This is a genomic window from Vannielia sp. (assembly GCF_029212645.1).
Lineage (GTDB): Bacteria > Pseudomonadota > Alphaproteobacteria > Rhodobacterales > Rhodobacteraceae > Vannielia.
Genome location: NZ_JARGND010000035.1, coordinates 1 through 25,806, shown reverse-complemented (window position 1 = coordinate 25,806; position 25,806 = coordinate 1). Strand labels below are relative to the sequence as shown.

The 25,806-nt window shown below is 63.7% G+C and carries 30 protein-coding genes; 11 read left to right on the top strand and 19 right to left on the bottom strand.

Going from position 1 to position 25,806, the window contains the following annotated elements:
* Positions 1–85: 85 nt before the first annotated feature.
* On the top strand, positions 86–808 hold the full coding sequence (gene phbB / locus P1U55_RS11675; RefSeq protein ID WP_301047760.1) for an acetoacetyl-CoA reductase: 723 nt from the start codon (positions 86–88) through the stop codon (positions 806–808).
* A 72-nt stretch (positions 809–880) separates the two neighbouring features.
* Here the strand turns inward: phbB and P1U55_RS11670 are convergent, their stop codons facing one another.
* From P1U55_RS11670 to def (P1U55_RS11650), 5 genes are all read right to left on the bottom strand, one after another.
* The gene (locus tag P1U55_RS11670; RefSeq protein ID WP_301047759.1) at positions 881–1,117 is read right to left on the bottom strand and encodes a hypothetical protein; all 237 of its coding nucleotides are present in this window, start codon (positions 1,115–1,117) and stop codon (positions 881–883) included.
* Positions 1,117–2,019, bottom strand: coding sequence for a methionyl-tRNA formyltransferase (gene fmt / locus P1U55_RS11665; protein WP_301047757.1), 903 nt, complete (start codon positions 2,017–2,019; stop codon positions 1,117–1,119). The genes P1U55_RS11670 and fmt overlap by 1 nt, the downstream gene beginning before the upstream one ends.
* A gap of 105 nt (positions 2,020–2,124) precedes the next feature.
* Positions 2,125–2,619: a peptide deformylase gene (gene def, locus P1U55_RS11660; RefSeq protein ID WP_301047756.1), complete on the bottom strand. Its 495-nt coding sequence runs from the start codon at positions 2,617–2,619 to the stop codon at positions 2,125–2,127.
* Positions 2,619–3,059, bottom strand: coding sequence for a peptide deformylase (locus P1U55_RS11655; RefSeq protein ID WP_301047755.1), 441 nt, complete (start codon positions 3,057–3,059; stop codon positions 2,619–2,621). The genes def (P1U55_RS11660) and P1U55_RS11655 overlap by 1 nt, the downstream gene beginning before the upstream one ends.
* Positions 3,056–3,580 (bottom strand): peptide deformylase, encoded by a 525-nt coding sequence (gene def, locus P1U55_RS11650; RefSeq protein ID WP_301047754.1) that lies wholly within the window; start codon positions 3,578–3,580, stop codon positions 3,056–3,058. Before def (P1U55_RS11650) ends, P1U55_RS11655 begins: the two co-directional genes overlap by 4 nt.
* A 138-nt stretch (positions 3,581–3,718) precedes the next feature.
* On the opposite strand from def (P1U55_RS11650), the gene P1U55_RS11645 reads away from it, so the two are divergent.
* Positions 3,719–4,888, top strand: a complete 1,170-nt coding sequence (locus P1U55_RS11645; protein WP_301047753.1) for a MalY/PatB family protein — start codon at positions 3,719–3,721, stop codon at positions 4,886–4,888.
* 110 nt (positions 4,889–4,998) lie between these two features.
* On the opposite strand, the gene ybgC is transcribed toward P1U55_RS11645, so the two are convergent.
* From ybgC to ruvC, 5 genes are all read right to left on the bottom strand, one after another.
* Positions 4,999–5,382, bottom strand: a complete 384-nt coding sequence (ybgC, locus tag P1U55_RS11640) for a tol-pal system-associated acyl-CoA thioesterase (protein WP_301047752.1) — start codon at positions 5,380–5,382, stop codon at positions 4,999–5,001.
* Positions 5,383–5,385: 3 nt separating this feature from the next.
* Positions 5,386–6,003: a hypothetical protein gene (locus P1U55_RS11635; protein ID WP_301047750.1), complete on the bottom strand. Its 618-nt coding sequence runs from the start codon at positions 6,001–6,003 to the stop codon at positions 5,386–5,388.
* A gap of 96 nt (positions 6,004–6,099) precedes the next feature.
* Complete coding sequence (gene ruvB, locus P1U55_RS11630) at positions 6,100–7,125, bottom strand: Holliday junction branch migration DNA helicase RuvB (RefSeq protein WP_301047749.1); 1,026 nt, start codon at positions 7,123–7,125, stop codon at positions 6,100–6,102.
* A 3-nt stretch (positions 7,126–7,128) separates the two neighbouring features.
* Positions 7,129–7,794, bottom strand: a complete 666-nt coding sequence (gene ruvA / locus P1U55_RS11625) for a Holliday junction branch migration protein RuvA (RefSeq protein WP_301047748.1) — start codon at positions 7,792–7,794, stop codon at positions 7,129–7,131.
* A complete protein-coding gene (gene ruvC, locus P1U55_RS11620; RefSeq protein WP_301047747.1) occupies positions 7,791–8,300 on the bottom strand; it encodes a crossover junction endodeoxyribonuclease RuvC in 510 nt (169 codons plus the stop codon). Before ruvC ends, ruvA begins: the two co-directional genes overlap by 4 nt.
* On the opposite strand from ruvC, the gene P1U55_RS15865 reads away from it, so the two are divergent.
* Positions 8,299–8,808 (top strand): DUF1127 domain-containing protein, encoded by a 510-nt coding sequence (locus P1U55_RS15865; protein ID WP_366943048.1) that lies wholly within the window; start codon positions 8,299–8,301, stop codon positions 8,806–8,808. The genes ruvC and P1U55_RS15865 overlap by 2 nt on opposite strands.
* A 73-nt stretch (positions 8,809–8,881) precedes the next feature.
* Here the strand turns inward: P1U55_RS15865 and P1U55_RS11610 are convergent, their stop codons facing one another.
* Positions 8,882–9,565, bottom strand: coding sequence for an adenylate kinase (locus tag P1U55_RS11610; protein ID WP_301047746.1), 684 nt, complete (start codon positions 9,563–9,565; stop codon positions 8,882–8,884).
* Between the two features lie 347 nt (positions 9,566–9,912).
* Between P1U55_RS11610 and P1U55_RS11605 the strand changes: the two genes are divergently transcribed.
* Positions 9,913–11,181 (top strand): urate hydroxylase PuuD, encoded by a 1,269-nt coding sequence (locus P1U55_RS11605; protein ID WP_301047744.1) that lies wholly within the window; start codon positions 9,913–9,915, stop codon positions 11,179–11,181.
* 87 nt (positions 11,182–11,268) lie between these two features.
* Here P1U55_RS11605 and P1U55_RS11600 read toward each other — a convergent pair whose 3' ends face one another.
* From P1U55_RS11600 to uraH, 3 genes are all read right to left on the bottom strand, one after another.
* A complete protein-coding gene (locus P1U55_RS11600; RefSeq protein WP_301047743.1) occupies positions 11,269–14,025 on the bottom strand; it encodes a heavy metal translocating P-type ATPase in 2,757 nt (918 codons plus the stop codon).
* A gap of 107 nt (positions 14,026–14,132) precedes the next feature.
* Positions 14,133–14,810 (bottom strand): D-lyxose/D-mannose family sugar isomerase, encoded by a 678-nt coding sequence (locus P1U55_RS11595; protein WP_301047742.1) that lies wholly within the window; start codon positions 14,808–14,810, stop codon positions 14,133–14,135.
* Entirely contained in the window at positions 14,811–15,164 is a 354-nt protein-coding gene (gene uraH / locus P1U55_RS11590) for a hydroxyisourate hydrolase (RefSeq protein WP_301047741.1), read from the bottom strand.
* Positions 15,165–15,237: 73 nt separating this feature from the next.
* On the opposite strand from uraH, the gene P1U55_RS11585 reads away from it, so the two are divergent.
* The 3 genes from P1U55_RS11585 (at position 15,238) to P1U55_RS11575 (ending at position 17,690) form a co-directional block, all read left to right on the top strand.
* The gene (locus tag P1U55_RS11585) at positions 15,238–15,732 is read left to right on the top strand and encodes an ureidoglycolate lyase (RefSeq protein ID WP_301047740.1); all 495 of its coding nucleotides are present in this window, start codon (positions 15,238–15,240) and stop codon (positions 15,730–15,732) included.
* 122 nt (positions 15,733–15,854) lie between these two features.
* The gene (locus P1U55_RS11580; RefSeq protein WP_301047739.1) at positions 15,855–16,697 is read left to right on the top strand and encodes a bifunctional allantoicase/(S)-ureidoglycine aminohydrolase; all 843 of its coding nucleotides are present in this window, start codon (positions 15,855–15,857) and stop codon (positions 16,695–16,697) included.
* Between the two features lie 15 nt (positions 16,698–16,712).
* Entirely contained in the window at positions 16,713–17,690 is a 978-nt protein-coding gene (locus P1U55_RS11575) for a glyceraldehyde 3-phosphate dehydrogenase NAD-binding domain-containing protein (protein WP_301047738.1), read from the top strand.
* Here the strand turns inward: P1U55_RS11575 and P1U55_RS11570 are convergent.
* The 5 genes from P1U55_RS11570 to folK form a co-directional block, all read right to left on the bottom strand.
* Positions 17,687–18,427 carry a pyridoxine 5'-phosphate synthase gene (locus P1U55_RS11570; protein WP_301047737.1) on the bottom strand — a complete coding sequence of 247 codons (741 nt, stop codon included), beginning with the start codon at positions 18,425–18,427 and terminating at the stop codon, positions 17,687–17,689. The genes P1U55_RS11575 and P1U55_RS11570 overlap by 4 nt on opposite strands.
* Before the next feature lie 40 nt (positions 18,428–18,467).
* On the bottom strand, positions 18,468–19,139 hold the full coding sequence (locus P1U55_RS11565; protein WP_301047736.1) for a DUF2062 domain-containing protein: 672 nt from the start codon (positions 19,137–19,139) through the stop codon (positions 18,468–18,470).
* A gap of 52 nt (positions 19,140–19,191) precedes the next feature.
* Positions 19,192–21,309, bottom strand: a complete 2,118-nt coding sequence (locus tag P1U55_RS11560) for a bifunctional (p)ppGpp synthetase/guanosine-3',5'-bis(diphosphate) 3'-pyrophosphohydrolase (RefSeq protein WP_301047735.1) — start codon at positions 21,307–21,309, stop codon at positions 19,192–19,194.
* Positions 21,310–21,333: 24 nt separating this feature from the next.
* Entirely contained in the window at positions 21,334–21,687 is a 354-nt protein-coding gene (rpoZ, locus tag P1U55_RS11555) for a DNA-directed RNA polymerase subunit omega (protein WP_301047734.1), read from the bottom strand.
* 89 nt (positions 21,688–21,776) lie between these two features.
* Positions 21,777–22,343 carry a 2-amino-4-hydroxy-6-hydroxymethyldihydropteridine diphosphokinase gene (gene folK / locus P1U55_RS11550; RefSeq protein WP_301047733.1) on the bottom strand — a complete coding sequence of 189 codons (567 nt, stop codon included), beginning with the start codon at positions 22,341–22,343 and terminating at the stop codon, positions 21,777–21,779.
* Positions 22,344–22,478: 135 nt separating this feature from the next.
* On the opposite strand from folK, the gene P1U55_RS11545 reads away from it, so the two are divergent.
* The 4 genes from P1U55_RS11545 (at position 22,479) to P1U55_RS11530 (ending at position 25,619) form a co-directional block, all read left to right on the top strand.
* Complete coding sequence (locus P1U55_RS11545) at positions 22,479–23,054, top strand: NYN domain-containing protein (protein WP_301047732.1); 576 nt, start codon at positions 22,479–22,481, stop codon at positions 23,052–23,054.
* A 248-nt stretch (positions 23,055–23,302) separates the two neighbouring features.
* On the top strand, positions 23,303–24,253 hold the full coding sequence (gene ispH, locus P1U55_RS11540) for a 4-hydroxy-3-methylbut-2-enyl diphosphate reductase (RefSeq protein ID WP_301047731.1): 951 nt from the start codon (positions 23,303–23,305) through the stop codon (positions 24,251–24,253).
* Positions 24,254–24,408: 155 nt separating this feature from the next.
* Complete coding sequence (locus P1U55_RS11535; RefSeq protein ID WP_301047730.1) at positions 24,409–25,014, top strand: LysE family translocator; 606 nt, start codon at positions 24,409–24,411, stop codon at positions 25,012–25,014.
* Positions 25,011–25,619, top strand: a complete 609-nt coding sequence (locus tag P1U55_RS11530) for a trans-aconitate 2-methyltransferase (RefSeq protein WP_301047729.1) — start codon at positions 25,011–25,013, stop codon at positions 25,617–25,619. The genes P1U55_RS11535 and P1U55_RS11530 overlap by 4 nt, the downstream gene beginning before the upstream one ends.
* The last annotated feature ends 187 nt before the right edge of the window (positions 25,620–25,806 follow it).

Sequence of the window (25,806 nt, the reverse complement as noted above, 5' to 3'; positions counted from 1 at the left end):
CTACAAAAAAGGGTCGCGCAATATCGTTGCGCGGCCCTTTCCGTTTTTGTAACAAGATTACCGAACCAATTAGGAGGAGAATCATATGTCACGCGTTGCACTTGTTACCGGAGGCACTCGCGGCATTGGCGAGGCCATTTCAAAGGCGCTCCAGGCCGAAGGCTGCACCGTAGCCGCCACCTATGCTGGCAATGACGAAAAAGCTGCCGCTTTTACCGAAGCGACCGGCATCAAGACCTACAAGTGGAACGTGGCCGATTATGAGGCTTCGAAAGCGGGGATCGCAAAGGTTGAGGCCGATCTTGGCCCGATCGACATTGTGGTCGCCAATGCGGGCATCACCCGCGATGCGCCCTTCCACAAGATGACCCCGGACCAGTGGAAAGAGGTGATCGACACCAACCTGACCGGTGTGTTCAACACCGTTCACCCGGTGTGGCCGGGCATGCGCGAGCGCAAGTTTGGCCGGGTTGTCGTGATCTCGTCGATCAATGGCCAGAAAGGCCAGTTTGCTCAGGTGAACTACGCCGCAACCAAGGCCGGCGACCTTGGAATTGTGAAATCTCTGGCGCAAGAGGGCGCGCGGGCTGGCATCACCGCCAATGCCATTTGCCCCGGCTACATCGGCACCGAAATGGTGATGGCCGTGCCCGAGAAGGTGCGTGAAAGCATTATCTCGCAAATCCCGACGGGCCGCCTTGGTGAACCTGAGGAAATTGCCCGCTGCGTCACTTTCCTGGCCTCGGATGACGCGGGCTTTATCAATGGCTCCACCATCTCCGCCAACGGCGGGCAGTTCTTCGTGTAAGCGCAAACGCCTGAGAAATTTCAAAAAGGGCTGGCCCATGGGCTGGCCCTTTTTTGTGCGGTTGGGCGGGTGCTACTTTTTCTTCACGAAGAGATAGAGCGCCGCCGCCGCGCCCGCGATAACGAGCAGGATCAACAGCGATTTTACCGCCGCAAGCAGCAGCGGCAGGGCCAGCATGACCAGATAGCACGCCACCACCACGCCCGCGCCCATCGCCAGGGCGACCTCGTCGTCAAACCGGCGGTCGGTGCCCCGGTTGATCGCAAAGCCAGCCGCCGCGCCTGCGATGATGAGCCAGATATAAAACATCAGGCCCCAAGCCTGCCCGGGAGCGTCATGCCAAGCAAAAGGTCTGCCGAAGCCATTGGCTTTTTGCCCTGCCGTTGCGCCAGCGTTATCTTTACCGCGCCCTCGCCGCAGGCCACGGTAAAGCCGTTTAAAACAGCCCCCGGAGCGCCCTGTCCTTCACCCAGCAACGAGCCGAGCAGCTTGACCCGTTCGCCGTTGATCAGCGTCCACGCGCCGGGAAAGGGCGAGAGGCCGCGTATCTGGCGATCAACCTCAACTGCCGGGCGCGACCAATCAATGGCGGCTTCGGATTTGTCGATCTTTTCGGCGTAGGTTGCGCCGGTTTCGGGCTGAGGCATGGCTGGCAAGGCCCCGAGCCGTTCCAGCGTGGTGCAAATCAGCCGCCCGCCGATCTCGGCAAGGCGGTCATGCAGCTGGCCGGTGGTCTCTTCCAGGCCGATTGGGGTGCTTTCGCGCAGCAGCACCGGTCCGGTATCAAGCCCGGCTTCCATTTGCATGATGCAAACGCCGGTTTCGCGATCCCCGGCCATGATGGCGCGATGGATCGGCGCGGCCCCGCGCCATCGTGGCAGCAGCGAGGCGTGAATATTGAGGCACCCGTGGGTGGGTGCATCAAGCACCGCTTGCGGCAGGATCAGCCCGTAGGCCACCACCACCGCGATATCAGCCCCGAGGGCGGCAAACTCGGCCTGCGCCTCGGCGGATTTGAGGCTTACCGGATAGCGCGCCTCAATGCCCAGCGCCTCGGCCCGCGCCTGCACTGGCGAGGGGCGCGGCTTTTTGCCCCGACCGGCCGGGCGGGGGGGCTGGGTGTAAACGGCGACCACCTCATGCCCGGCCGCGACCAGCGCATTGAGCGCGGGCACCGAAAATTCGGGCGTTCCCATGAAGATGATGCGCATGTGTTGGCTCCGCTCTGCTTTGTCAGCGGTTTAGCACCCTGCGGCCAGCCCTGCCAGAACCGCTTGGCTGGAGGGCGATCGCACAGCGCGGTGTTAGCTGGCAAGTCAGCCGCGCTTTTGCGCCTTTTTCAGCAGCATGTCCCGCTTCATCCGGCTGAGGTTATCAAAGAACATCCGCCCGGCGAGGTGATCAAGCTGGTGCTGCACGCTTACTGCCCAAAGGTCTTCAAACTTGCGCTCAACCTCGGCGCCGCTTTCATCGGTGTAGCGCAGGGCCACGCGGCGCGGGCGCTTAAGTTTGGCCGAAACGCCGGGGAGGTTCGGGCTGGCCTCGTCCCATGAAAACATCTCTTCGGAAGCCATGGTGAGGACCGGGTTGGCCAGCCGCACCGCCTGCCCGCGGCTCTGCGAACAATCCACCACCGCAAGCCGGAGCATAACGCCGATTTGCGGCGCGGCGAGGCCGTAGCCGGGCATCGCATCCATGGTTTCCACCATGTCATCCCAGATCGCGCGGATCTCATGGGTGATCTCGCCCACCGGGGCGGCGGGGGTGGTCAGGCGCTTGTCGGGCCATGGGATGAAGGGGCGCTTTGGCATCAGTCGATGATCAGCTTGCCATCAAGGTGATCGGCCTCATGCTGGGCAATCGCGGCTTCGGCGCCCTCAAGCTCTACTGATTGGGCCGCGCCATCAAGGTCACGGTAGGTGAGCCGCACTCGCGCGGGGCGGGTCACCTGCACGGGGCGGTCAGGGATGGAGAGGCAGCCTTCTTCCAGTGTGGCCACGGCATCGCCCAAGGGCTGGATCACCGGATCAAGGCAGATGCGCGGTGTGGGCGTGCCCTCTTTCCAACCGGCGTCCATCACGAAAATGCGGCGCAACACGCCCACTTGTGGCCCGGCAAGGCCGCGGCCCGGCGCGGCGTAGATCGTTTCAAGCATATCCGCCGCCAGAGCGCGCATATCCTCGCCGCCCACCGGATCGCACATGGCCTTCAGCCGCGCATCTGGCCATTGCACGATGGGCAGAACGCTCAAAGCCGCGCTCTCTCACGTTTCAGCTTTTGCATCTTGCGGGTGATCATCTGGCGCTTCATCGGCTTCAGGTAATCAATGAAGAGCTTGCCGTGCAGGTGATCAATTTCGTGTTGCACGCAAGTCGCCCAGAGGCCTGAAAACTGCTCTTCCTGCGGAGTGCCATCGACCCCGAGCCAGCGCACCTTTACCTCGGCGGGGCGGGTGACATCGGCGTATTGATCGGGGATCGACAGGCAGCCTTCTTCATAAGTGCTAAGCTCATCTGACGCCCAGATGACCTGCGGGTTGATCAGCACCATGGGGCGGGGCTTTTCGGTTTCCGCTTCCTTGACGCAATCCATCACCAGAAGCTGCTGCATCACCCCCACCTGCGGCGCGGCAAGGCCAATGCCCGGCGCATCATACATGGTTTCAAGCATATCGTCCGCAAGCCGGGCAAGCTCACGGTCAAATTCGGCAACCGGGGCGGTCTCTTTCTTGAGGCGCGGGTCGGGGTGGATGAGGATCTCTTTCAGCGACATGGGGCCGATGTAATCGCTCGCTTGGCGCGGTGCAATATCTGGCGTGCGCCGGGCAGCGGGCATGGCAGCAATGCGCGCGCGACACGCGCCTTGTGCTTGCGGCCCGGTTGGATAGTTTAAGCGCCAAAGGAGCCTCACATGAATTTTGACGAGATCATCGACCGGCGCGGCACCCATTCGGCAAAATGGGACATGATGGAAAAGATTTATGGCGTCAGCGCCGATGATGGCCTCGCCATGTGGGTTGCCGATATGGACTTTCGCCCACCGGCCTGCGTGCAGGCCGCCGTGGAAGGGATGACAGCCCATGGGCTTTATGGCTACTACGGCGATGATGCGCCCTACCGCGCCGCGATTTGCTGGTGGATGAAAGAGCGGCACGGCTGGACAGTGGACCCGAGCGCGATTTTTTCCACCCACGGGCTGGTCAACGGCACCGGGCTTTGCGTGGAAACCTACACCAACCCCGGCGATGGCGTGGTGCTGACGACTCCGGTGTATCATGCCTTTGCCAGGGTGATCCGCACGGCGGGCCGCGACGTGGTGGAATGCCCGCTGGCGCAGGAAGACGGCCGCTATGTGATGGATTTTGACGCTTGGGACACCCAGATGACCGGCAAGGAGCGGATGTTCATCCTGTGCTCGCCGCATAATCCCGGTGGCCGGGTGTGGACGCGGGCTGAGTTGGAAGGCGTGGCGGCGTTTTGCAAACGCCACGACCTGATCCTTGTGTCAGACGAAATCCACCATGATCTGCTGATGCCCGGCCAGAACCACACACCGATGGCGCTGATCGAGGGGATCGAAGACCGTTTGGTGATGATGACGGCGACCACCAAGACCTTTAACATCGCGGGCACTCACACGGGCAATGTGATCATTGCGGATGAGGGCCTGCGCGCGCAGTTTGCCACCAAGATGGGCGCGCTTGGCATGTCGCCCAACAGCTTTGGTTTGTTCATGGCCGAAGCGGCCTATAGCCCCGAGGGGGCGGAATGGGTGGATGCGCTTTGCGATTATCTCATCGGCAACCGCGAGATCTTTGACGCGGGCATCAATGCGATTCCCGGCGTGGCCTCCATGCCGCTGGAAGCGACCTATCTGAGCTGGGTGGATTTTGGCGGCACCGGCATGGACCCGGCTGAGTTTACCGAGCGGGTGCAAAAGGGCGCGCGGATTGCGGTGAACCACGGTGAGACGTTTGGCACGGGGGGAGAGAGCTTCTTGCGGTTCAACCTCGCCACGCCGCGCGCCCGTGTGGAAGAGGCGGTGAGCCGGTTGCAAGAGGCCTTCGCCGACCTCCAGTAAGCGCGGCTAGAGCATGTTGCTCAAAAGTGGGAACCGGTTTTGAGCTTCTCGAACATGCGAAATCAATAAGTTAGAGCGTGTCGCGTGAATTCGAATGAACGCGACACGCTCTAGCCAAAGGCGCGGATTTCAGGTGGCAGGCGCGTGGGCCTGCCTGCCAGCGTCATGGCGACAAGCTCGATATCAGCCTCAAACAGCAACGCTTTGCCAAGGTGAACCTGCTGGTGCAGCCCCAACCGCGCGGCGGTGACGGATTTTGGCGTTGTCGTGACCTCAAGCACATCGCCCAAGCGGGCAGGCGCGTGAAATTCTGCGGTGATCCGGCGCACCGCAAAGACCAGCCCCGCCTCGCGCAGCGCCAGTTGATCGAGGCCAATCTGCTCTACCCATTCGGAGCGGGCGCGTTCGATGAATTTCAGGTAATTGGCGTGATAAACGATCCCGCCCATATCGGTGTCTTCATAGTAAACGCGGGTGGTGAAGTGATGCGCCATCTCTTAGCGCCCCAGCCGCGCGGCAAGGCGCAGCGCGTGTGACGGGTCTTGCGCAGCGACGGGCATCACCGGATCATAAGCGGCCGCGATCACCCCGGCAATTTCGGGGCGCATCACCGCCCGCCCCTTGGCCAGCGCCAGCGGGGAGCTTTGGGCAAAGGCTGCCTCCCCCCAATCAAGCATGACCCGCACCATCTGATCAAGCGCCAGGGCTTCCGCCGAAAGCGCCTGATTGGCAGCGTCCATCCGCACGAACACGAAGCCCGCCCGGATGCCGCCGCTTTGCTCAAACCGGAAGGCCCGGTAGGAAGAGGCCTGCGCCGCGGTGAGGCGCGCGATCAGGGCCGGAAGGCCGGGGATCATGCCGCCAAGGTCGGGGACGGCCAAAAGCTCATCCCACTCGCGAAAGAAGAAGACAAACAGGTTGGCGCCTTGATCGTGATCAAGTTCGGCCATCTTGTGCCCGGCCAGCGCGACCACCGCTTCGCAAGCGCCTTTGACGACCGCCAGCGTTTCATCCTCGACGCCAAAGACAATGGGCACGATGGGCCGCGCCCAGCGGGAGAAGTGATAGCTGCCGTCAGCGCGGGTGAAGAGGCTTTGCACGTCATCAGGGCTCATGCCCCGCTTTTGCCAAACCGGCGCGCGGGCGTCCAGCGCGGGGAAGAGATTTGTGCCTCCGGCGGGGATATTTAGTGGAGCATTGAGAGGGTGGGGTTACTCAAACAGATCGCTTGGCGGGCCACCGGGGGCGGGCAAGCCAAGGTGCGCCCAGGCGCGGGAGGCCAGCATCCGCCCGCGCGGGGTGCGCTGAATGAGGCCTTGTTGCAGCAGGTAGGGCTCGATCACCTCTTCAAGCGCATCGCGGGATTCGCTGAGCGCGGCGGCGAGGGTTTCGATCCCCACGGGGCCGCCCTGGTAGGCTTCGGCGATGAGGGACAGGTAGCGGCGATCCGCGCCATCAAGGCCCAAACGATCAACGCCGAGGCGGGTGAGCGCGTTATCGGCAATCGCGCGGGTGATCCGGCCATCGCCTTCCACCAGCGCAAAATCAACCACCCGGCGCAGCAGGCGGCCTGCGATGCGCGGCGTGCCACGGGCACGGGTGGCGATTTCATGTGCGCCGCTGTCATCACAGGGGATACCGAGCAGCTTTGCGCCGCGGGTGGTGATGCTGTGGAGTTCTTCGATGGTATAGAATTGCAGCCGTGTCGGGATGCCAAACCGATCGCGCAGCGGGGTTTGCAGCAGGCCAAGCCGGGTGGTTGCGCCGACCAGCGTGAAGGGCTGAAGCTCGATCCGAACGGAGCGGGCGGCGGGGCCTTCGCCGATCACCAGATCAAGCGCAAAGTCCTCCATGGCCGGGTAGAGCACCTCTTCGACGACCGGGTTCATCCGGTGGATTTCGTCGATAAAGAGCACATCGCGCGGCTCCAGATTGGTGAGGATCGCGGCCAGGTCGCCAGCGCGTGCCAGCACTGGCCCTGAGGTCATCCGGAAACCGACGCCGAGTTCACGCGCCATGATCTGCGCCAGCGTGGTTTTGCCCAGGCCGGGTGGGCCGTGGAACAGCGTGTGATCCATCGCCTTACCGCGCCGGCGGGCACTTTCGATGAAGACCTTGAGGTTGGCCCGTGCCTCGGCCTGGCCGGTGAAATCATCCAGCGTTTCCGGGCGCAACGCAACCGAGGGCTCATCCTCGGGGCGCGGTTCGGGGCGCAGCGTGGGATCAGGTTCGACCATCCGCTACCCCTTGGGCGCCAGCAGTTTGAGAGCTTGGCGGATCAGCGTATTGGCCTCCTCGCCCTCGGCCTGCGCCACGGCCTGCGCGGCCTCGGACTGGCCGTAGCCAAGGTTGACCAGCGCCGAAAGCGCATCGGCCTGAGCTTCTGCCCGCCCGCTTGCCACGGGCGCGGCGGCCGCGCGGGTGGGGCTGGGGGCGGCGGGCTCAACCACGTCCGCCGGGTCGGGCTGCAACGCGCCGCCGCCGAACGCGCCCATCGCCATGACCCCGGCGGCCTTGTCTTTCAACTCGTTCACAACCCGCGCCGCCAGCTTTGGCCCCACGCCGGGCGCGGCCTTGACGGCGGTGGCATCCCCCAGCGTGATCGCGCGGCCCACGCCCTCTGGCCCCAAGGTGCCGAGGATCGCCAGCGAGGCCTTTGCGCCAACGCCTTGCACAGAGGTCAGCAGGCGGTGCCATTCCTTTTCAAGCAGGGTGGGGAAGCCGAAGAGCTGCAGGTTATCCTCGCGCACCAGCAGATCGGTATAAAGCGCCACGGCCTCGCCTGCTCCGGGCATGGCGGCAAGCGTCCGCTCGGAGCAGTAAACGAGGTAACCAACGCCGCGCACATCCACCAGCACATGATCCGAGGCCTTGAAATCCAGCCGCCCGGCGATGCGGCCGATCATCCGGCGGCCCTCAGGGCGGCGGCAATGCGGGCGGCGCCGGGGCCCGAGTGATGCGCGTGGCAGATCGCAATGGCCAGCGCATCGGCCGCGTCTGGCCCGGCCAGTTTGGCCCCCGGAAAATGGTGGCTGACCATGTGGGCGATCTGGCCCTTGGCGGCGTGGCCCGAGCCAACCACGGTTTTCTTGACGGTGTTGGGCGCGTATTCGGCCGGCATCAGCCCGGCTTCGGCCAGCGCCAGCATCGCCACGCCGCGCGCTTGGCCCAGCTTGAGCGTGCCTTGACCATCACGGTTTACGAAGGTCTGTTCGATCGCGGCGGCCTCGGGGGCGTGTGCGGCAATCACCTCGGCCAAGGCGCGGAAGATCTGCTGGAGCCGTCGCGCCAAGGGCAAGGCGGCATCGGAGCAGCAATGCCCGTTGGCAACGTGGCGCAACCGGTTGCCATCCGCCTCGATCACGCCCCAGCCCAGCTGGCGCAAACCCGGATCGACCCCGATCACCCTCATGCTCGCCCTCATTTTTATGCATTTTGCATCTTGTTTGCGCAGGGTTAGCACGAAACGTGAACAATCCCAAGCGGCAAAACCGCCCGGCCCGATCTGGCAGCCGTTTTTCCAAGCATCTGACCGCCGGATGCCAACGCGGCAGCAGGCCACTGCAAACAAGCCAAAAACAGCCGCAAGAGCCATGCACAAAGGGCATGACGGGCATGTTTTTATTCTGCTTGTTAGTTGTGCAGCGCGCGCCTATCTCGCCCAGTGTTGCGGCGCAAATGAAAAGCGCCGCGTTGAGACCCATCTTTACGCAAGGAACAGACCGATGGCCTTCTTCGATCCGACCCGACGCGCCTCCGGCAGCATTCTTGCAGGCCGTATGGCATCCTTCATGACCCGCCCGTTTGGGGCTTTCACCGATTGGAACGAGCGGCGTGCAACGCGCAAGGCGCTGGCAAATCTCTCCGACCAACAGCTTGACGATATCGGGCTGTGCCGGGGTGATATCGCAATGTTCTGAGCGCCAATGCCTCAGACATAGCTTCAGGCGGGCCCGCATGGGACCCGCCTTTTTCTTTGGTCGGCCGCTGCGATCAGGCGGGCTGGCGCAGGCCTTCTATGGTAGAGATCAAATCCGTCGTCACCGCGTCGATTTCGCCCATGGCATCCACCCGGTGCAGCAGGTTTTGGCCCGCATAGTAGCTGATCAAGGGCGCGGTTTCACTGTGGTAAGCCTCAAGCCGGACGGCAACGGTTTCGGCGGTATCATCCGGGCGGCGCTTCATTTCGGTGCCGCCGCAGGCATCGCAAATTCCGGCGCGTTTGGGCTGTTTGAAACTGTCGTGGTAGCCTTCGCCGCACCCGGCGCAGGTGTAGCGTCCGGCGATGCGGGCCACCATGGCGGCATCGTCGACCTCCATCGAGATCGCTCCCGTCACCCGGCGGCCTTCAGCGGCAAGCAGCGTGTCGAGCGCTTCGGCCTGCCCGGTGGTGCGCGGAAACCCATCGAGGATCACGCCGCCCGCCACATCGGGCTGTGACAGGCGCTCACGCAGGATCGCCAGCACGATCTCGTCCGACACAAGGCCACCAGCCTCCATCACCGCCTTGGCCTCGCGGCCTGCCGGGGAGCCTGCCGCAACGGCGGCGCGGAGCAGATCGCCGGTTGAAAGCTGCACCAGGCCAAAGCGTTCTTCGAGCCTGCGGGCTTGGGTGCCCTTGCCCGCCCCCGGCGGACCAAGCAGGATCAGAACCGGCTGGTTAGCAATTTCACTCATGTTTCTTTCCCCCGCGGCGAAATAATGTTGCGCGGCGCTTCTACCATATATTGTTATGGCAAGGCTGCGGCAAACTGCCTCGGCATACTTCTGCATACCGGTCCCAACTCATCTTGCTCCTGCGTGCGGCGAAGAGAAGGGCCAACGCCTCCGGAACGCCAATCCCTTTTCGTGGTGAAAAGCCAACCTGCCGCACCGCTCCCTGAAGCAATCGGCGTTTGCCGTCAAAATGCAGCGCAGCAGCGCAAACCGGGCCTGCGGTTTTTCCACTTAAGGCATGGACTGGCAATTTCTATCCCATAGGATAGCCCTCACAGGCACAAAACGCTGGTTGAGGGACGCTCGGAATGTTTGATCTTGCGATTCTATGGGATTGGGCTGGCTTCGCGCTGCGCTGGCTGCACATCGTTGCGGCGATCGCATGGATCGGGGACAGCTTCTATTTCATCGCGCTGGATCTGGGCCTGCGCCCCTCCACCGACCGTCGCGAAGGGGTGGCCGGCGAGGAATGGCAGGTTCATGGCGGCGGCTTCTACCAGATGAAAAAGTTCACCGTTGCGCCGCGTGATCTGCCCGAACATCTGGTATGGTTCAAATGGCAAAGCTACACCACATGGCTTTCCGGCGTCGCGATGCTGGCGGTGGTCTATTGGGCCGGGGCAGAGCTTTACCTGATTGATGCCGAAAAGGTCGATCTAGCGCAATGGCAGGCGATCCTCATTTCGGCGGCCTCGCTCACCATCGGCTGGCTGGTCTATGACGCCCTGTGCAAAACCGGCCTCGCCGCGCGGCCAACCCTGTTGATGGTGCTGCTCTTCGTGCTGCTGCTGGCAATGGGCTGGGGCTATTCACAAATCTTCACCGGCCGCGCCATGATGCTGCACCTCGGCGCCTTCACCGCCACCATCATGACAGCCAATGTGTTCTTCATCATCATGCCGAACCAGCGCATCGTGGTGGCCGATCTCAAGGCCGGAAACACCCCCGACGCCAAGTATGGCAAAATCGCCAAGCTGCGCTCGACTCATAACAATTACCTCACCCTGCCAGTGCTCTTCCTGATGCTCTCCAACCACTACCCGCTGGCCTTTGCCACCGAGTATTCATGGCTCATCGCCGGGCTGGTGTTTTTGATGGGGGTCTCGATCCGCCACTTCTTCAACACCAAACACGCCCATAAACCCTGGCCATGGTGGACATGGGCGATCACCACCGCGCTCTTCATCGCCATCATCTGGCTCTCCACGCTCGGCACCCCCGAGGCCTACCCCGAAGAAGAAGCCACCCTCACCCCGCGCGAGCAAATCCTTGCCTCGGCAACCGGGTTCGACGATGTTGAAAACACGGTGCTGGGCCGCTGCTCCATGTGCCACGCCCGCGAAACCGGCTACGATGGCGTGCCCTACGCGCCCAAGAACATCCACCTCGAAACCCGCAAAGACATCCTTGAAGCCGCCCGCCTCGTTTACCTGCAAGCCGGGATGAGCACCGCCATGCCACCTGCCAATGTCACCTGGATGGAGCCGGAAGAACGAGCGATGATCCGCGCCTGGTATCAGGACGCCATGGGAAACATGCCCGTCCCCCTGCGCCTTGCGGATGCCGCGGCACACTAACGCCCCCCTCTCAACGCTCCTCCAAATATCCCCGCCGGAGGCAAACAACATAAAGGAATGCGCCGCAGGCGCGCTATCTGGCAGCGCTCAGTCCCGCGCCGCGCGTCTGAGGCGCAGCGCATTGCTCACCACCAGCACCGATGACAGCGCCATCGCCCCCGCCCCCAGCATCGGAGAGAGCATTGGCCCGCCAAAGGGCACCAAAACCCCCGCCGCAACCGGGATCAGCAACACGTTATAGCCAAAGGCCCAGGCAAGGTTCTGGCGGATGTTGGCCATGGTCCGGCGCGATATTTCATGCGCCTTCACCACCGTGCCCAGATCATCGCCCATCAACACCACGTCTGCCGCCTCAATGGCCACATCGGTGCCGGTGCCAATGGCAATGCCCGGCTGGGCCGCCGCCAGCGAGGGCGCGTCATTGATACCATCTCCGACAAAGGCCACCGGATCGGCCTGCGCGGCGATCCACGCGGCCTTGTCTTCCGGGCGCATCCCACCATGGGCCTCGCCGATCCCCACGCGCGCGGCAAGGCTTTCAGCCGCAGCGGGGGTATCGCCCGAAAGCAGCGCAAGGGACAGGCCCGCCCGGCGCAGCTCCGCAAGGGCCGCAGCGGTCGAAGGCTTCACCGGGTCCGCGAGGCGGAAGGCGGCAACCGCCCGGCCCTCTGCGGCCAAAATGGTGTGTGTTTCGCCGTTTCGCGCCGCCTCCTCCACCGCCTCTTGCAAGCTCGCTGGCAGCTCAATGCCCCGGCTTTCCATCATATGCGTCGCCCCCAAAACCAGCGCCAGCCCGTCAACCCGCCCCTCAACGCCCTCGCCGGGGCGGGCGGTTACCGCTTTCGCTTCGGGCAGGTCCTCCCCCTCGGTCGCCGCCACGAAGGCGCGGGCGATCGGGTGTTCGGACCCGGCCTCAAGCGCCGCCGCAAACCGCAGCGCGCGGTCATCTGCCATGCCCTCGCTCACCTGCCCCACCAGCGCCGGACGGCCCTCGGTGAGCGTGCCGGTCTTGTCAAAGGCGATGCGCCGCGCCGCCCCAAGCCGCTCCAGCGCCTCGCCCTTGCGAAAGAGCACGCCAAGCTCTGCCGCACGGCCCGTCGCCACCAATATCGACACCGGCGTCGCCAGCCCCATGGCGCAGGGGCAGGCGATGATCAGCACGGCCACGGCGGCCACCATGGCGCGGGCCGGATCGCCGGTGAGCGCCAGCCATGCCAGCAGCGTCACCAGCGAGATCGTCATGACCACGGGCACGAACACGCCGGTGATCCTGTCGATCAGGCGCTGCACCGGCAGCTTGGTCGCCTGCGCGTCTTCGACCATGCCCGCGATCCGCGCCAAAACCGTATCGCTGCCCACCGCTTGCGCCTCGTAGGTGAGCGCGCCCACACCGTTCACCGTGCCGCCGGTCAGCGCCGCGCCGGGCGCTTTGGCCACCGGGATCGGCTCACCCGTGAGCATGGCCTCATCCACATAACTTTCGCCGGTGATCACCACCCCATCCACCGCAACCCGCTCGCCGGGCGCCAGCAACAGGCGGTCGCCGGGGGCGATGTCGGCGATTGGGCGCTCCTGCACCCCCTCCGGCGTATCCACCCGCGCCACATCGGGGGTGAGTGCGATCAAGCCCCGGATCGCCGCCCCGGCCTGCCCCTTGGCGCGGGCTTCCAATGTGCGGCCGAGCAGGATCAACACAACGATCACCGCCGCCGCCTCAAAGTAAACGTGGTTGGCCCCTTCCGGCAGCACCCCCGGTGCAAAGGTGGCAACGGTTGAGTACAGAAAGGCCGCCGAGGTGCCCAGCGCCACCAGCGCGTTCATCTCCGGTGCCCAGCGCAACAGCGCCGGGATGCCGGAGGTGAAAAACCCCCGCCCCGGCCCGGCAAGAACGGCGGCTGTCAGCAGAAATTGCACCACCCGCCACGGCGTCTCGCCCAACGTGCCAATGATCCAATGATGCAACGGCGGGTACAAATGCCCGCCCATCTCGCCAAGGAACACCGGGGCCGCAAGCAAGGCGGCAATCCATGCGCGGCGGGCCAGTATGGTCGCCTCATTGGCGCGCGGGCGTGGGGCTTGGCCTGCGGTGAGGGGCGTTGCGGCGTAGCCCGCCCTGGTTGAAGCCTCGGCCAGCGCCTCGGGCGTGGTGCTGCCGGGCGCATAGCGCAGCGCCGCCCGCCCGGTGGCAAGGTTGACCGAGGCCGTCTCCACCCCCGGCACCGCCGAAAGCGCCTTTTCAACCCGCCCCACGCAGGAGGCGCAGGACATGCCCTCGATCTGGAGCAGCGCAGTTTGCGCCTCTGCCACGGCCTGCACCACATCGCTTGGCGCATCCACTTCGGGGTGCATCACATCGCGCGGCGCATCCGCGTCTTCCGGCACCACGTCGCCTGCCGTATCACCAGTGGCAACCGTCGCCGGATAACCGGCATCGCTCACCACCGAGGCCAGCGCCTCGGGCGATGTTACCTCGGGGTCATAACGCAGGGTGGCGCGGCCTTCCTGTTGCAAAACCTCGGCAGAGCGCAGCCCCTCGGCCCCCTCCAAAGCGGCTTCAACCTTGGCGCGGCATTTGCCGCAGGTCATGCCGGAAATGCTCAAATGGGCCGTCTCCACCTCGCCTGCCTCGGCGGGGTAGCCTGCCTTGGTGATGCTGGCTGCAATCTCTTCGGGGTTGGTTTCGGCAGCATCATAGCGCACCTCTGCCGCGCCCTCCTCCAGCAGCACTTTGGCCGCCAGTACGCCGGGCGCCTGCGCAAGAACCGACTCGACCTTGCCACGGCATTTGCCACAGGTCATGCCGTCCACGCTCAGGCGGATAGAAAGGGAACTGTCATCGCGCATCGGGGGCTCCATCGGATCAGGCGGGCCATCGGGTTGGGCGCACCATTGGGCAGTGCAGATAGGAGGGCGATCGCGGGCAAGGTCAAGGGGCCGAACCGTCGCAGCGGCTAGAGCCAGCGGTCGTAATCGCTCACCAGCAGGTGGCGCGGGGCCTCATCCTCGGAGATTTCGGCAAAGCGGCCGATCTCCATTTCAAAGCGGTTGTCGGTGCGATCGTCGTTGACGGTGCTGACCTCGCCGATCAGCACATCGCCCCCCTCGCCCCAGAAGGCGTGCCAGATACCGGGCATCAGGGTCACGCTCTCGCCCGGCTTCAGCGCCAGCTTTCCGCCCGGTTCAAAGCGGCGCATCACCCCGTCAACCGGCACCTCGACCATGGCGTCCCGGTCAATCTCGCCATTCTCTCCGGGGGCGAACAGCTCCAGCACCAGCGTGCCGCCGCCCCGGTTGATGATATCTTCCGCCTTGAGAAAATGCCGGTGCATCGGCGAAAGCTGATCGCGACGCGAGATCATAATTTTCTCGGCATAAAGCATCCCGCGCCCGCGCTTCAGGTCTTCGCGGGCTCCATTGCGGACGGTGAACAAGAACAGCCCCAGCTCATCAAACCTGCCAAGCCCATAGTCGGTAATGTCCCAGCCCATCGACCGCGCCTTGATCAGCGCATGATCCGAAGCCTTCAGCGCCTCGGGTGAGAGATAGGCAAAGGGCGGCAGAACATAACCAAAGGAGCGGATGAAAGCATCGCCCTCGGCCAGAATGTCATTTACCGCAGAGCGCAGCATTCACGACCCCCGGTAGGTGGAATAGCTGAACGGCGAGAGCAGCAGCGGCACATGGTAGTGGCTGTCTTCGGTCATGGTAAAGCGTACCGGCACCTCATCCAGAAACAGCGCGCCCTCCTCACCCTGCATGGTTGCACGCAGGTAGTGACCGGCATGAAAGACCAGCTCATAGGTACCGGTTTTGAACTCCTGCGCCGGGAGGATCGGCTCATCGGTGCGGCCATCTTCATTGGTCACGGCCTGGGCAATTCCGGTCCGTTCTTTGCCTTCAATGCGAAACAGCATGATCACAAGCCCCTCGGCAGGGCAGCCTTGGGCGGTGTCGAGCACATGGGTGGTGAGATATCCGGGCATTTTGGCCTCCGAGGCAGGGGTTTTGGGCGCACGGGGCCTTGGGAATGGCCGCCGCAAGGGCTATGGCTGGGGTATGACCCTGCCCAGCCGTATCACCGCCCGCCCCCTTGAGGCCACTGCTTTTGCCCGATTCGGCGATGTGATCGCGCCCAAATCCGCGCCCGACAAGCTGATCAACGCCGGGATGTGTGGCCGCCACCATGATCTGGCGCGACTGGATTTTTCCGATGGGCAGGCCGGGATTTCGCTGTTTGATGCCAAGGCCCGTGACCTGCCACTACGGGTGGACCTGCTGGAGCGCCACCCGGCGGGCTCGCAGGCGTTCTTGCCGCTGAACGGTGTGGCGATGATCGTGGTGGTGGCCGAGGATGAGGGCGGCCCAACCCGGCCACAGGCCTTTATCACCGCGCCCGGCCAGGGGGTGAACCTGCTGCGCGGCACATGGCACGGCGTGCTCGCCCCGCTGGGCAGCCCCGGCCAATACGCGGTGGTGGACCGGATCGGCGCTGGCGCCAACCTTGAGGAAGTGCCGCTTGATCCGCCGCTCTGGGTGGACCCGCCCGCCTGAGCCACGGAGCGGCGCTGCCGCTCCATTTGCGGCATCGGGTGATCTTTCCCTCCCGCGCGCAGAGGTCTAAGGTTTGCAGCAATAGGCGGCCCGCCGAGGGCTGGCCAGAAGGACCGATCAGCATGACCAAACCCACCTATGCCCACCCGATCGGGGGGATGCCGCCACAAAGCCAGCTTATGGGCGGGCGCGCCGTGTTCACCGAAGCCTATGCGCTGATCCCGCATGGGGTGCAGCGCGAGATCGTCACCTCGTTCCTGCCCCATTGGGAAGGCGCGAAGTTCTGGGTTCTGGCACGGCCGCTATCGGGCTTTGCCGAAACCTTCTCGCAATACGCCGCCGAGGTGGCATCGGGCGGCGGCACCACCCGCCCCGAGGCCGAGCCGGGCGTGCAAAGCGCGCTGTTTCTCACCCATGGCGCGGCCTTGCTGCAAACCGGCGGGGAGAGCCACCTGCTGGTGCCCGGCAGCTTTGTGTGGATCCCGCCCGGCCAGCCATGGGAGCTGAAATCCGAAGGCGAAGACACCGCCCGCTTTCAATGGTTTCGCAAGCGCTACATCGCGGTAGAGGGCATAGAGGTGCCCGCCTTCTTTCACCTCAACGACCAGGATCTGCCCCCCGAGCCGATGCCCTATGAAGACACCGGCTGGTTCACCACCCGCTTCATGCCGCCCGAGGCGCTGGGCTTTGATATGCATATCACCGTCGTCACCCTGATGCCGGGCACCTCTATCCCCTTCCTTGAAACCCACGTCATGGAGCACGGGCTTTATGTGCTGCAAGGCAAGGGCGTGTATCAGCTCAACCGCGACCGGGTTGAGGTGGAGGCCGGTGATTTCATGTGGCTGCGGGCGTTTTGCCCACAGGCTTGCTACGCCGGCGGAACGGAGCCGTTTCGCTACCTGCTTTACAAGGACGTCAACCGCCACGCCGCCCTGCCACGGGTGCCGATGATCGAGACGTAAGGCAAAGGGAAGCAGATGAGCATTCGTATTGCCTTGAACGGCTTTGGCCGCATTGGGCGCACCATCCTACGCCAGCTCCTCGCCGGGCGCGACGGGCTGGAACTGGTGCTGATCAATGATATCGAACCGCTCGAAACCTGCGCCTACCTCTTTGCCTATGACAGCGTCTTTGGCCCCTACCCCGGCACCGTGGAGGCGGGGCGCGAGGCGCTGGTGATCAACGGCGCGCCGATCCGCTTTACCGCCGCGCCCGACCTTTCCACGCTTGATCTTTCGGGCGTGGATGTGGTGCTGGAATGCACCGGGCTGGCGGGCAAGCGCATGGTGGCCGAGCGGGGGCTGGCCGCAGGGGCGCGCCGGGTGCTGGTGAGCGGCCCCTCCGATGAGGCCGATGCAACCGTGGTGCTTGGGGCCAACGAGGCCGAGCTTGCCGCGCAGCCGATCATCTCCAACGCGTCCTGCACCACCAATGCACTGGCCCCGCTGCTGAAACTGCTCGATGACAGCTTTGGCGTGGAAGCGGGCCAAATGACCACCGTGCATTGCTACACCGGCTCGCAGCCCACCGTGGATGCCCCGCGCGGCGTGCCCGAACGCTCGCGCGCTGCCGCGCTTTCAACGGTGCCCACCACCACCAGTGCCGCGCGCCAGATCGAGCGGGTTCTGCCCCACCTTGCAGGCCGGGTCGATGCCCGCGCCATCCGGGTGCCCACCGCAAGCGTGTCGTCGATTGATCTCACCATCAGCACCCGCGCGCCAACCACCCCGGAGGCCGTGAATGCGCTTTTTGCCAAGGCCAGCGGCAGCCTCATTGGGCTGGAACACGCGCCGCTGGTCTCCAGCGATCTGCGCGGCCGCCCCGAATCGATCATCGTGATGGGGCCTGAAACCAGCGTCACCCATGGGCTGACACGGGTGTTCGGCTGGTATGACAATGAGTGGGGCTTTTCGGCGCGGATGCTCGATATGGCGGTGCGGATGGGCGCTTCCTAGCCGCGCACCTCATCCATCAGGCGGCGCATCTCGGTGATCGCGCCTTCAAGCCCGCGAAAGATCGCCTCGCCAATCAGGAAATGCCCGATATTCAATTCGCGCACCTCCGGGAAGGCGGCAATGGGCTGCACGGTGTCATAGGTCAGCCCATGGCCTGCGTGCACCTCCAGCCCAAGCGATGCAGCAAGGGCTGCCATCTCGCGCAGCCGCTCAAGCTCGGCGTCGCGCGCCGCAAACCGGCCCTCGGCATGGGCATCGCAATAGGCCCCGGTGTGCAGCTCAACCACCGCCGCACCAATGCGATGCGCCGCCTTGATCTGGGGCGCATCGGCGGCGATAAAGATCGACACGCGACAGCCCGCATCGGCCAGCGGGGCGATGAAAGTGGCAAGACGGTTTTCATCCTGCGCCACCTCAAGCCCGCCCTCGGTGGTGCGCTCCTCACGCTTTTCAGGCACGATACACACGGCATGCGGCTTGTGGCGCAAGGCAATCGCCTGCATCTCATCGGTTGCCGCCATCTCAAAGTTGAGCGGCACCGTGAGCGCCCCGGCCAGCGCCTCGATATCGGCGTCAGAGATGTGGCGGCGGTCTTCGCGCAGGTGCGCGGTGATGCCATCAGCCCCGGCCTGCTCGGCCAGAAGGGCGGCGCGCAGCGGTTCGGGATAGGCCGAGCCACGGGCGTTTCGCACGGTTGCCACATGATCAATGTTCACCCCAAGGCGCAGCTTTTCCATCTTTCAGACCCTCGCTTTGGCTGGCATTCCGGGCGCGACGCTACTTGGTATCCGCCGCCTCGTCAGCCTGCTTTTTCCGCTTGGCGGCGATTTCCTGAAGCTTCTTCTTCAGGTCGCCCTTGCGGCGGTGCTGGTAGGCGGTGATCAGCGGCACCGTCACGTAGTAAGACACAAGCGCGCACAACACACCGGGGATGATGCCGCCCACCAGATAGGGCAGCCAGACATCATGGAAGAAACCGATCAGATGGTCCCACTGCGGGGTGCGCCCGCCAAAGGGGGCGAGAATGTTGTTCCACAAATCCGAGGTCGCCCCGGCAAATTGCTCCATCAGCCCGTTGGGGCCGGGCGGCGGCGAATTGCCAAAGCGCGGGCGGGTGCCCAGCAGCTCATGGCCCAGCCGCAAACTGCCCGCCGCAATGATCGGAAAGGTCACGGGGTTGCCCGCAAATGTGCCCAGCAGTGCGGCCAGCACATTGCCGCGCATCGCCTTGGCTATCAGGAAGGCCGACAGGAAATGCAGCCCGAAGAAGGGCGTGAAGCTGACCAGAACACCGGCAAAAATGCCCCGCGCTATGCGGTGCGGTTGATCCGGCAAGCGGCGCAGGCGGTGGCGCACATATTGCGCCGCCCGATACCAGCCGCCACGCGGATAGAAAAACTCGATGACAATACGCCACCAGCTTCGTCTTTCCCGCCGCTTGAATACCAAGCCTCAACCCCTTCGTTCTGCCGCCCTGCGCGATGTGCGAGCGACGCTTGTCTCATGGTTTTCGGTCCACGTTCTTGACCCGCGTAATCTCGGCCACGTCGCTATCAGCCTCAAGCGCTGTCTGCACCATGTGCAAATGTTCAACGTCGCGCAAATCAACATCTATCAGCAGGCGGTAAAAGTCTTGTTTGCGATCAATGAAATGCAGGTCGGAGATATTGGCCTTCTGCTCTCCGATCAGCGTGCAGATGCGCCCCAGCACCCCTGCATCATTGGAAATTGCCACCTGCATGCTCACGGTATGAACCGCGCCATGCGGGCCGGAGTGCCAGCGCAAATCAACCCAGCGTTCCGGCTGCTCCTCGAAATCCACCAGAACCGGGCAATCAATCGCATGCACGATCACCCCTTGGCCGCGATAGGTGATGCCAACGATTCGCTCACCCGGCACCGGCTGGCAGCACTGCGCCCGCGTTGAAATCTGGCCCTCCGGCAGGCCAACGACAGCGCGGCTTTCTTCAACCACCTCGCCCTGGGGCGCGGCAGCAAGCTCGGGGTAAAGGGTGCCAACAACATCCCGCGCCGTCAGCTCGGCTGATCCAAGGCGGGCCAGCAGATCCTCGGCTTCGGCAAGGCCCAGGGTGCGCGCGGCGGTGGCCAGCGCCTTATCGGTCGCCTTCTTGCCGATATGCTCAAAGGCCACGCGGGCCAGCTCGCGGCCCAACTTGATGAAACGCTCGCGGTCCTCTTCACGCAGGGAGCGGCGGATCGCCGATTTGGCGCGGCCTGTCACCACGATATCAAGCCATGTTGGCTGCGGGCGCTGGCCCTCGGCGGTGATGATCTCAACCTGCTGGCCGTTCTTCAGCCGGGTCCAGAGCGGCACGCGCAGCCCGTCGATCTTGGCACCAACGCAGCTATCGCCGATCCGGGTGTGGATGCCATAGGCGTAATCAATCGGGGTGGCGCCGCGCGGCAGCTTGATCACATCGCCCTTCGGGGTGAAGCAAAAGACTTGGTCCTGGTACATCTCCAGCTTGACGTGTTCGAGAAACTCGTCGTGATCGGTCTCGTCTAGGCGCTCGCTGAGGGCCCTGATCCAATGTGCCGGATCCACCGCAAAGGGATTTTCGGCGCGCACGCCGTCACGGTAGCTCCAATGCGCGGCAACCCCGGCCTCGGCGACCTCATGCATCTGGCGGGTGCGGATTTGCACCTCTACCTGCTTGCCGTCACGGCCCGCCACGGTGGTGTGGATCGAGCGGTAGCCGTTGGCCTTGGGGTTCGAGATGTAATCCTTGAACCGGCCCGGCACCGCCGCCCAGCGGGCATGGATCGCTCCGAGCACCTGGTAGCAATCTGCCTCGCTGCCCACGATCACCCGAAAGCCGTAGATATCCGCCAGCCGCGAAAAGCTTTTTTGCTTTTCCTGCATCTTGCGCCACACGCTGAAGGGCTTTTTGGCGCGGCCAAAGACCTCGCCCTTGATCTGCGCCTTTTTCAGCACCTTCTGGATATCGCCGGTGATGCTGTCGATCACATCGCCGCTGTCGCGCTGGAGCATGATGAAGCGGCGGATGATCGAGTTGCGCGCCTCGGGGTTGAGCACCTTGAAGGACAGATCCTCCAGCTCTTCGCGCATCCACTGCATGCCCATGCGGCCCGCCAGCGGGGCGTAGATGTCCATGGTTTCGCGGGCCTTCTGGGCCTGCTTTTCGGGGCGCTGATACTTGATCGTGCGCATGTTGTGCAGCCGGTCGGCCAGCTTTACCAGCAGCACCCGCGGGTCTTTGCTGACCGCCATGAAAAGCTTGCGAAAGTTCTCTGCCTGCTTGGTCTCGGTGGAGGAGAGTTGCAGGTTGGTGAGCTTGGTCACCCCATCAACCAGATAGGCGACCTCCTCGCCAAAACGCTCGGACACATCGGTGAAACGCGCCTTGGTGTCTTCCACGGTGTCATGCAGCAGGGCGGTGATGATGGTCGCGTCATCCAGCTTTTGGCGGGCCAAAAGCTCAGCCACGGCCACGGGATGCGTGAAATATGGCTCGCCGGATTGGCGCACCTGCCCGGCATGCATTTCATCGCCAAAGGCATAGGCCTCGGCGATCTTGGCCGTATCCGAATGCGGGTTGTAGGAAGATACGAGGGCGACGAGACCGTCGGCGTCCATTTTTGTCGCCCTTCGTGCCTTGGGTTACTTGGCTTCCTGCGCTTCCATCAAAGCGCGCAGCAGCTTCTCTTCCGACATATCATCGTCGGCGGGCTTGTCGGCCTCGGCCCCCATCAAGAGCGCCATGGCGTCTTCTTCGGGCTCATCAACCTCGATCTGGGTTTGATAGCTCTCGATCATCCGCTCGCGCAAATCGTCGGCCCGCTGGGTTTCCTCGGCGATTTCGCGCAGGGAAACAACGGGGTTCTTGTCGTTGTCACGCTCCACGGTGATGGCACCACCGGCTGCAATCTCACGCGCCCGATGCGCGGCGAGCATGACAAGCTCGAAGCGGTTGGGAACTTTATCGACGCAATCTTCAACTGTGACGCGGGCCATCAGGGTCTCCTAGTCGGTGGGGGACGTGAAAACGCGTATCTACCGGGGGAAATCCCGGTTTGCAAGGGGATCAAGCGGCATTATGGGCGTTATGACACGGGTTTTACCGCCGCCCGCTCGCCCATGGGCAGGGCGGCCAACATCTGCGCCACCGTCAGGCCGGTGACCGGGTGGCACCATTCCGGCGCGATCTCGGCCAGCGGGACCAGAACAAAGGCCCGCTCGGCAAGGCGCGGATGCGGCAAAATCAGCTCTGCTGGGGTCTCCTCGGCCTGCCGCTGCGGCGCCATATCGGCCCAGGCCTGCCATGTTGCCCGGTCAGGGCACACCTGCCCCCCCGCTGCGATCAGGTCCAGATCAAGCGCACGGGGCCCCCACCGCTGCCTCCGCCTGCGGCCAAAGCGCGATTCCACCTCGTGCAAATGGGCCAGTAACGCCGCAGGTGAGTGCGACGTTTCCACCACAACCGCCGCGTTTATAAAGGCCGGTCCCGCCCCCGCCGGAAAGGCCGGCGTTTCAAAGAAGCGGCTTTTTGCCACAATGGAAACCGAATCACATTCAAGCGCTGAAATACCTTCAGAAACGGTTAAAAGTGGAGAACCATGGGGTGACGGTAAATTTGCCCCGACGGCAACTAGGCATTTTGTGACGGTCATGTGACATCCGAAGGGTTGCGACAGAGGTTTTTTACACTATTTTCGATAAAGCTTTCGAGGCGCCACCACTCACTCCCTGCCACCACGCACGATTAATGGGAAGGCCGCGAAAGGATATAAAGAAAGGGTATTTCAATGTTCTACCGTGATGAGCGCCTCGCTCTGTTTATTGATGGGTCAAATCTTTACGCTGCGGCCAAGGCCTTGGGCTTTGATATCGACTATAAACTCCTGCGTCAGGAATTCATGCGCCGTGGCAAACTGCTGCGCGCATTCTACTATACCGCGCTGCTGGAGAATGACGAGTATTCGCCGATCCGCCCGCTGGTGGATTGGCTCCACTACAACGGCTTCTCGATGGTGACCAAACCCGCCAAAGAATACGTGGACAGCCAGGGCCGCCGGAAGGTGAAGGGCAACATGGACATCGAGCTGACGGTCGATGCGATGGAACTGGCCCCGCATGTGGACCATGTGGTGTTGTTTTCCGGCGATGGTGACTTTCGCCCGCTTCTGGAGAGCCTCCAGCGGCAAGGCGTGCGCGTTTCGGTGGTGAGCACCATCCGCAGCCAACCGCCGATGATTGCCGATGAGTTGCGCCGCCAGGCGGATAACTTCATCGAGCTTGATGAGCTGAAAGACGTGATCGGCCGTCCCCCGCGTGACCCGCGCCCCACCCCGGCCGGGGCTGAAGAACTCACCCACGAATAAGCCACAAAGGCCCGCCCTCCCCGGCGGGCCTTTTGCTTGGAGCGCCCGTGATCCGAATGCGCGCCTGCGGCGCATTCCATTTATGGATTTGGCGCTGTGGGGCAACGATTGGCGTTTTTGGGTGCTGTCAGGCATGGGGCCGCCGTGGTTGCCAGAAGAGATCAAGGGCCTCCGGCGGGGATATTTTAAGGAGCGTTGAGAGGGAGGGGTGGTTTACCTTGGGCGCTGGCCGCACTACCTCTCATGGCATGGAAAAACCTGCCCTCACCCTGTTGCTCGCCGCCCCCCGGGGCTTTTGTGCCGGTGTCGACCGGGCCATCAAGATCGTTGAGATGGCGCTGGAGAAGTGGGGGGCGCCAGTTTTTGTGCGCCATGAGATCGTTCACAACAAATATGTGGTGGATGGGCTGCGCGAGAAGGGCGCGGTTTTTGTGGAGGAGCTGGAGGAATGCGCGCCGGATCGCCCGGTGATCTTTTCGGCCCATGGGGTGCCCAAATCGGTGCCTGCCGAGGCCGAGCGGCGTGAGATGGTTTTTGTGGATGCGACCTGCCCGCTTGTTTCGAAAGTGCATATCGAGGCCGAGCGCCACGCCGAGAATGGCCTTCAGATGGTGATGATTGGCCATGCGGGCCACCCGGAAACCGTGGGCACCATGGGGCAATTGCCAAAAGGTGAGGTGCTGTTGGTGGAGGTGCCAGAGGATGTGGCCCGCCTTGAAGTGCGCGATCCCGAAAAGCTGGCTTTTGTCACCCAGACGACCCTTTCGGTGGATGACACCGCCGAGATCGTGGCCGCGCTCAAGGCCCGCTTTCCGGCCATTGTTGGCCCCCATAAGGAAGACATTTGCTATGCGACCACCAATCGGCAGGAGGCGGTGAAGGCGATTGCGCCGCGCGCCGATGCGCTGCTGGTGGTTGGCGCGCCAAACTCCTCAAACTCGCGCCGCTTGGTTGAGGTTGGGCGCCGGGCGGGCTGTGATTATGCCCAGCTTGTGCAGCGGGCGGGGGATATTGATTGGCGGGCCCTTGAGGGCGCGCGCAGGGTCGGGATCACCGCCGGGGCTTCGGCGCCGGAAGTGCTGATCAACGAGGTGGTTGACGCCTTTCACGCCCACTACGATGTGACGGTGGAGCTGGTGGAAACCGCGCAGGAGCGGGTGGAGTTCAAGGTGCCCCGCGTGCTGCGCGAGCCAGCCTGAGCGCATTTGCAGCTTCCCAGACGGCCGGTGATGGGGCAGGCTTGGCGGATGCCGCTCCTGTGCTTTGCTCATTTGTGCCTTACCCTCGCCCCCAATGGGGCGGTGGCGCAATCGCCTGCGCTGATGGCCGCCTTGCCAGAAAGAAAAAGCAGCTCATGACCTTTGCCTTCCTGCTGACCTCCTTCATCGTTTGCCTCGCGCCGGGGATTGGCGTTGTTTACACCCTCTCGATGACGCTTGGCGGCGGGTTGCGGCCCGGCTTTCTGGCGGTGATCGGCTGCACGCTGGCAACGGTGGTGCATCTGGTGGCCGCGCTGGCGGGGCTGGCGGCTGTGTTGCACACCTCGGCGTTGTTGTTTCAGGCGATCAAATGGGCGGGGGTCGCCTACCTGCTCTGGATGGCCTGGGGCACGCTGCGCGGGCGTGGCACGCTCAAGGTAGAGGCCGCCAAACCCGCCGATGCTCTGCGGATCGTGCGCCGCGGGATAATGCTCAACATTCTCAACCCCAAGCTGCCGCTGTTCTTTTTGGCCTTCCTGCCGCAGTTCATTGACCCAGGCCGCGCCGCCACGCCGCAACTTGTCACGCTCGGCATGGCGTTTTGCGCGATGACGGCGGCGGTGTTTGCGCTTTATGCGCTGCTGGCGGGCACCATGCGGGCGCGGGTGCTGGCCTCTGAGCGGGCGATGGCGTGGATGCGGCGGGCCTTTGCGGCCTCCTTCGCGGCCCTTGGGCTGAAGCTGGCGTTTGAGCGCGCATGAGCGACACGCTCGCCGTTTATAACGCCCGCGCGCAGGACTATGCCGAGCGCACCAAGAACCTGCAGGAATGGCCTGATTTTGACGCCCTCTGCGCCCGCCTGCCCGCCCCTGCCCATGTGCTTGATCTGGGCTGCGGGCCCGGCCATTACGCCGCCCGCTTTGTGCAGGCCGGGCATAGTGTGGAGGCGGTAGATGGCTCGGCAGAGATGGTGGCGCTCGCGGCAAAGCGCCCCGGCGTCAACGCTCGCCAAGCGCTGTTTCATCAGATCGACGGGGTGGCGCTTTATGATGCGATCTGGGCCAATTTCTCGCTGCTGCACGCCCCCCGCGCCGATTTTCCCGGCCACCTCAGCCGCCTGCACCGCGCCCTCAAACCCGGCGGCTGGCTGCACCTTGGGATGAAGCTGGGCATAGGTGAAGGGCCTGACAGTATTGGCCGATTTTACAGCTATTACACCGAAGCGCAGCTTGATGAGCACCTCACGCGCGCAGGCTTTGCCCCCGTTTCGCGCCGCCTGTCTGAGGGTCCGGGGATGGATGGCACCCCTTCGCGCTTTATCTGCCTGCTTGCGCAGGGGATTCCCAATGACACGCCAAAGGGTTAACCTCCCCCGATGAACGCAATTTCCCGACACGCCCGCGCCTTTGTGGCAAAGCACACCGGCCACGCCATCGTGTTCTTTGCCTGGCTCGTTACCGCCGTTCGCGGCATCTGGGCCGGGTGTGAGCCGGTGCCGGACCAGCGGGTTTACTTCGCCAATCACACCTCCAACGGGGATTTTGTGCTGATCT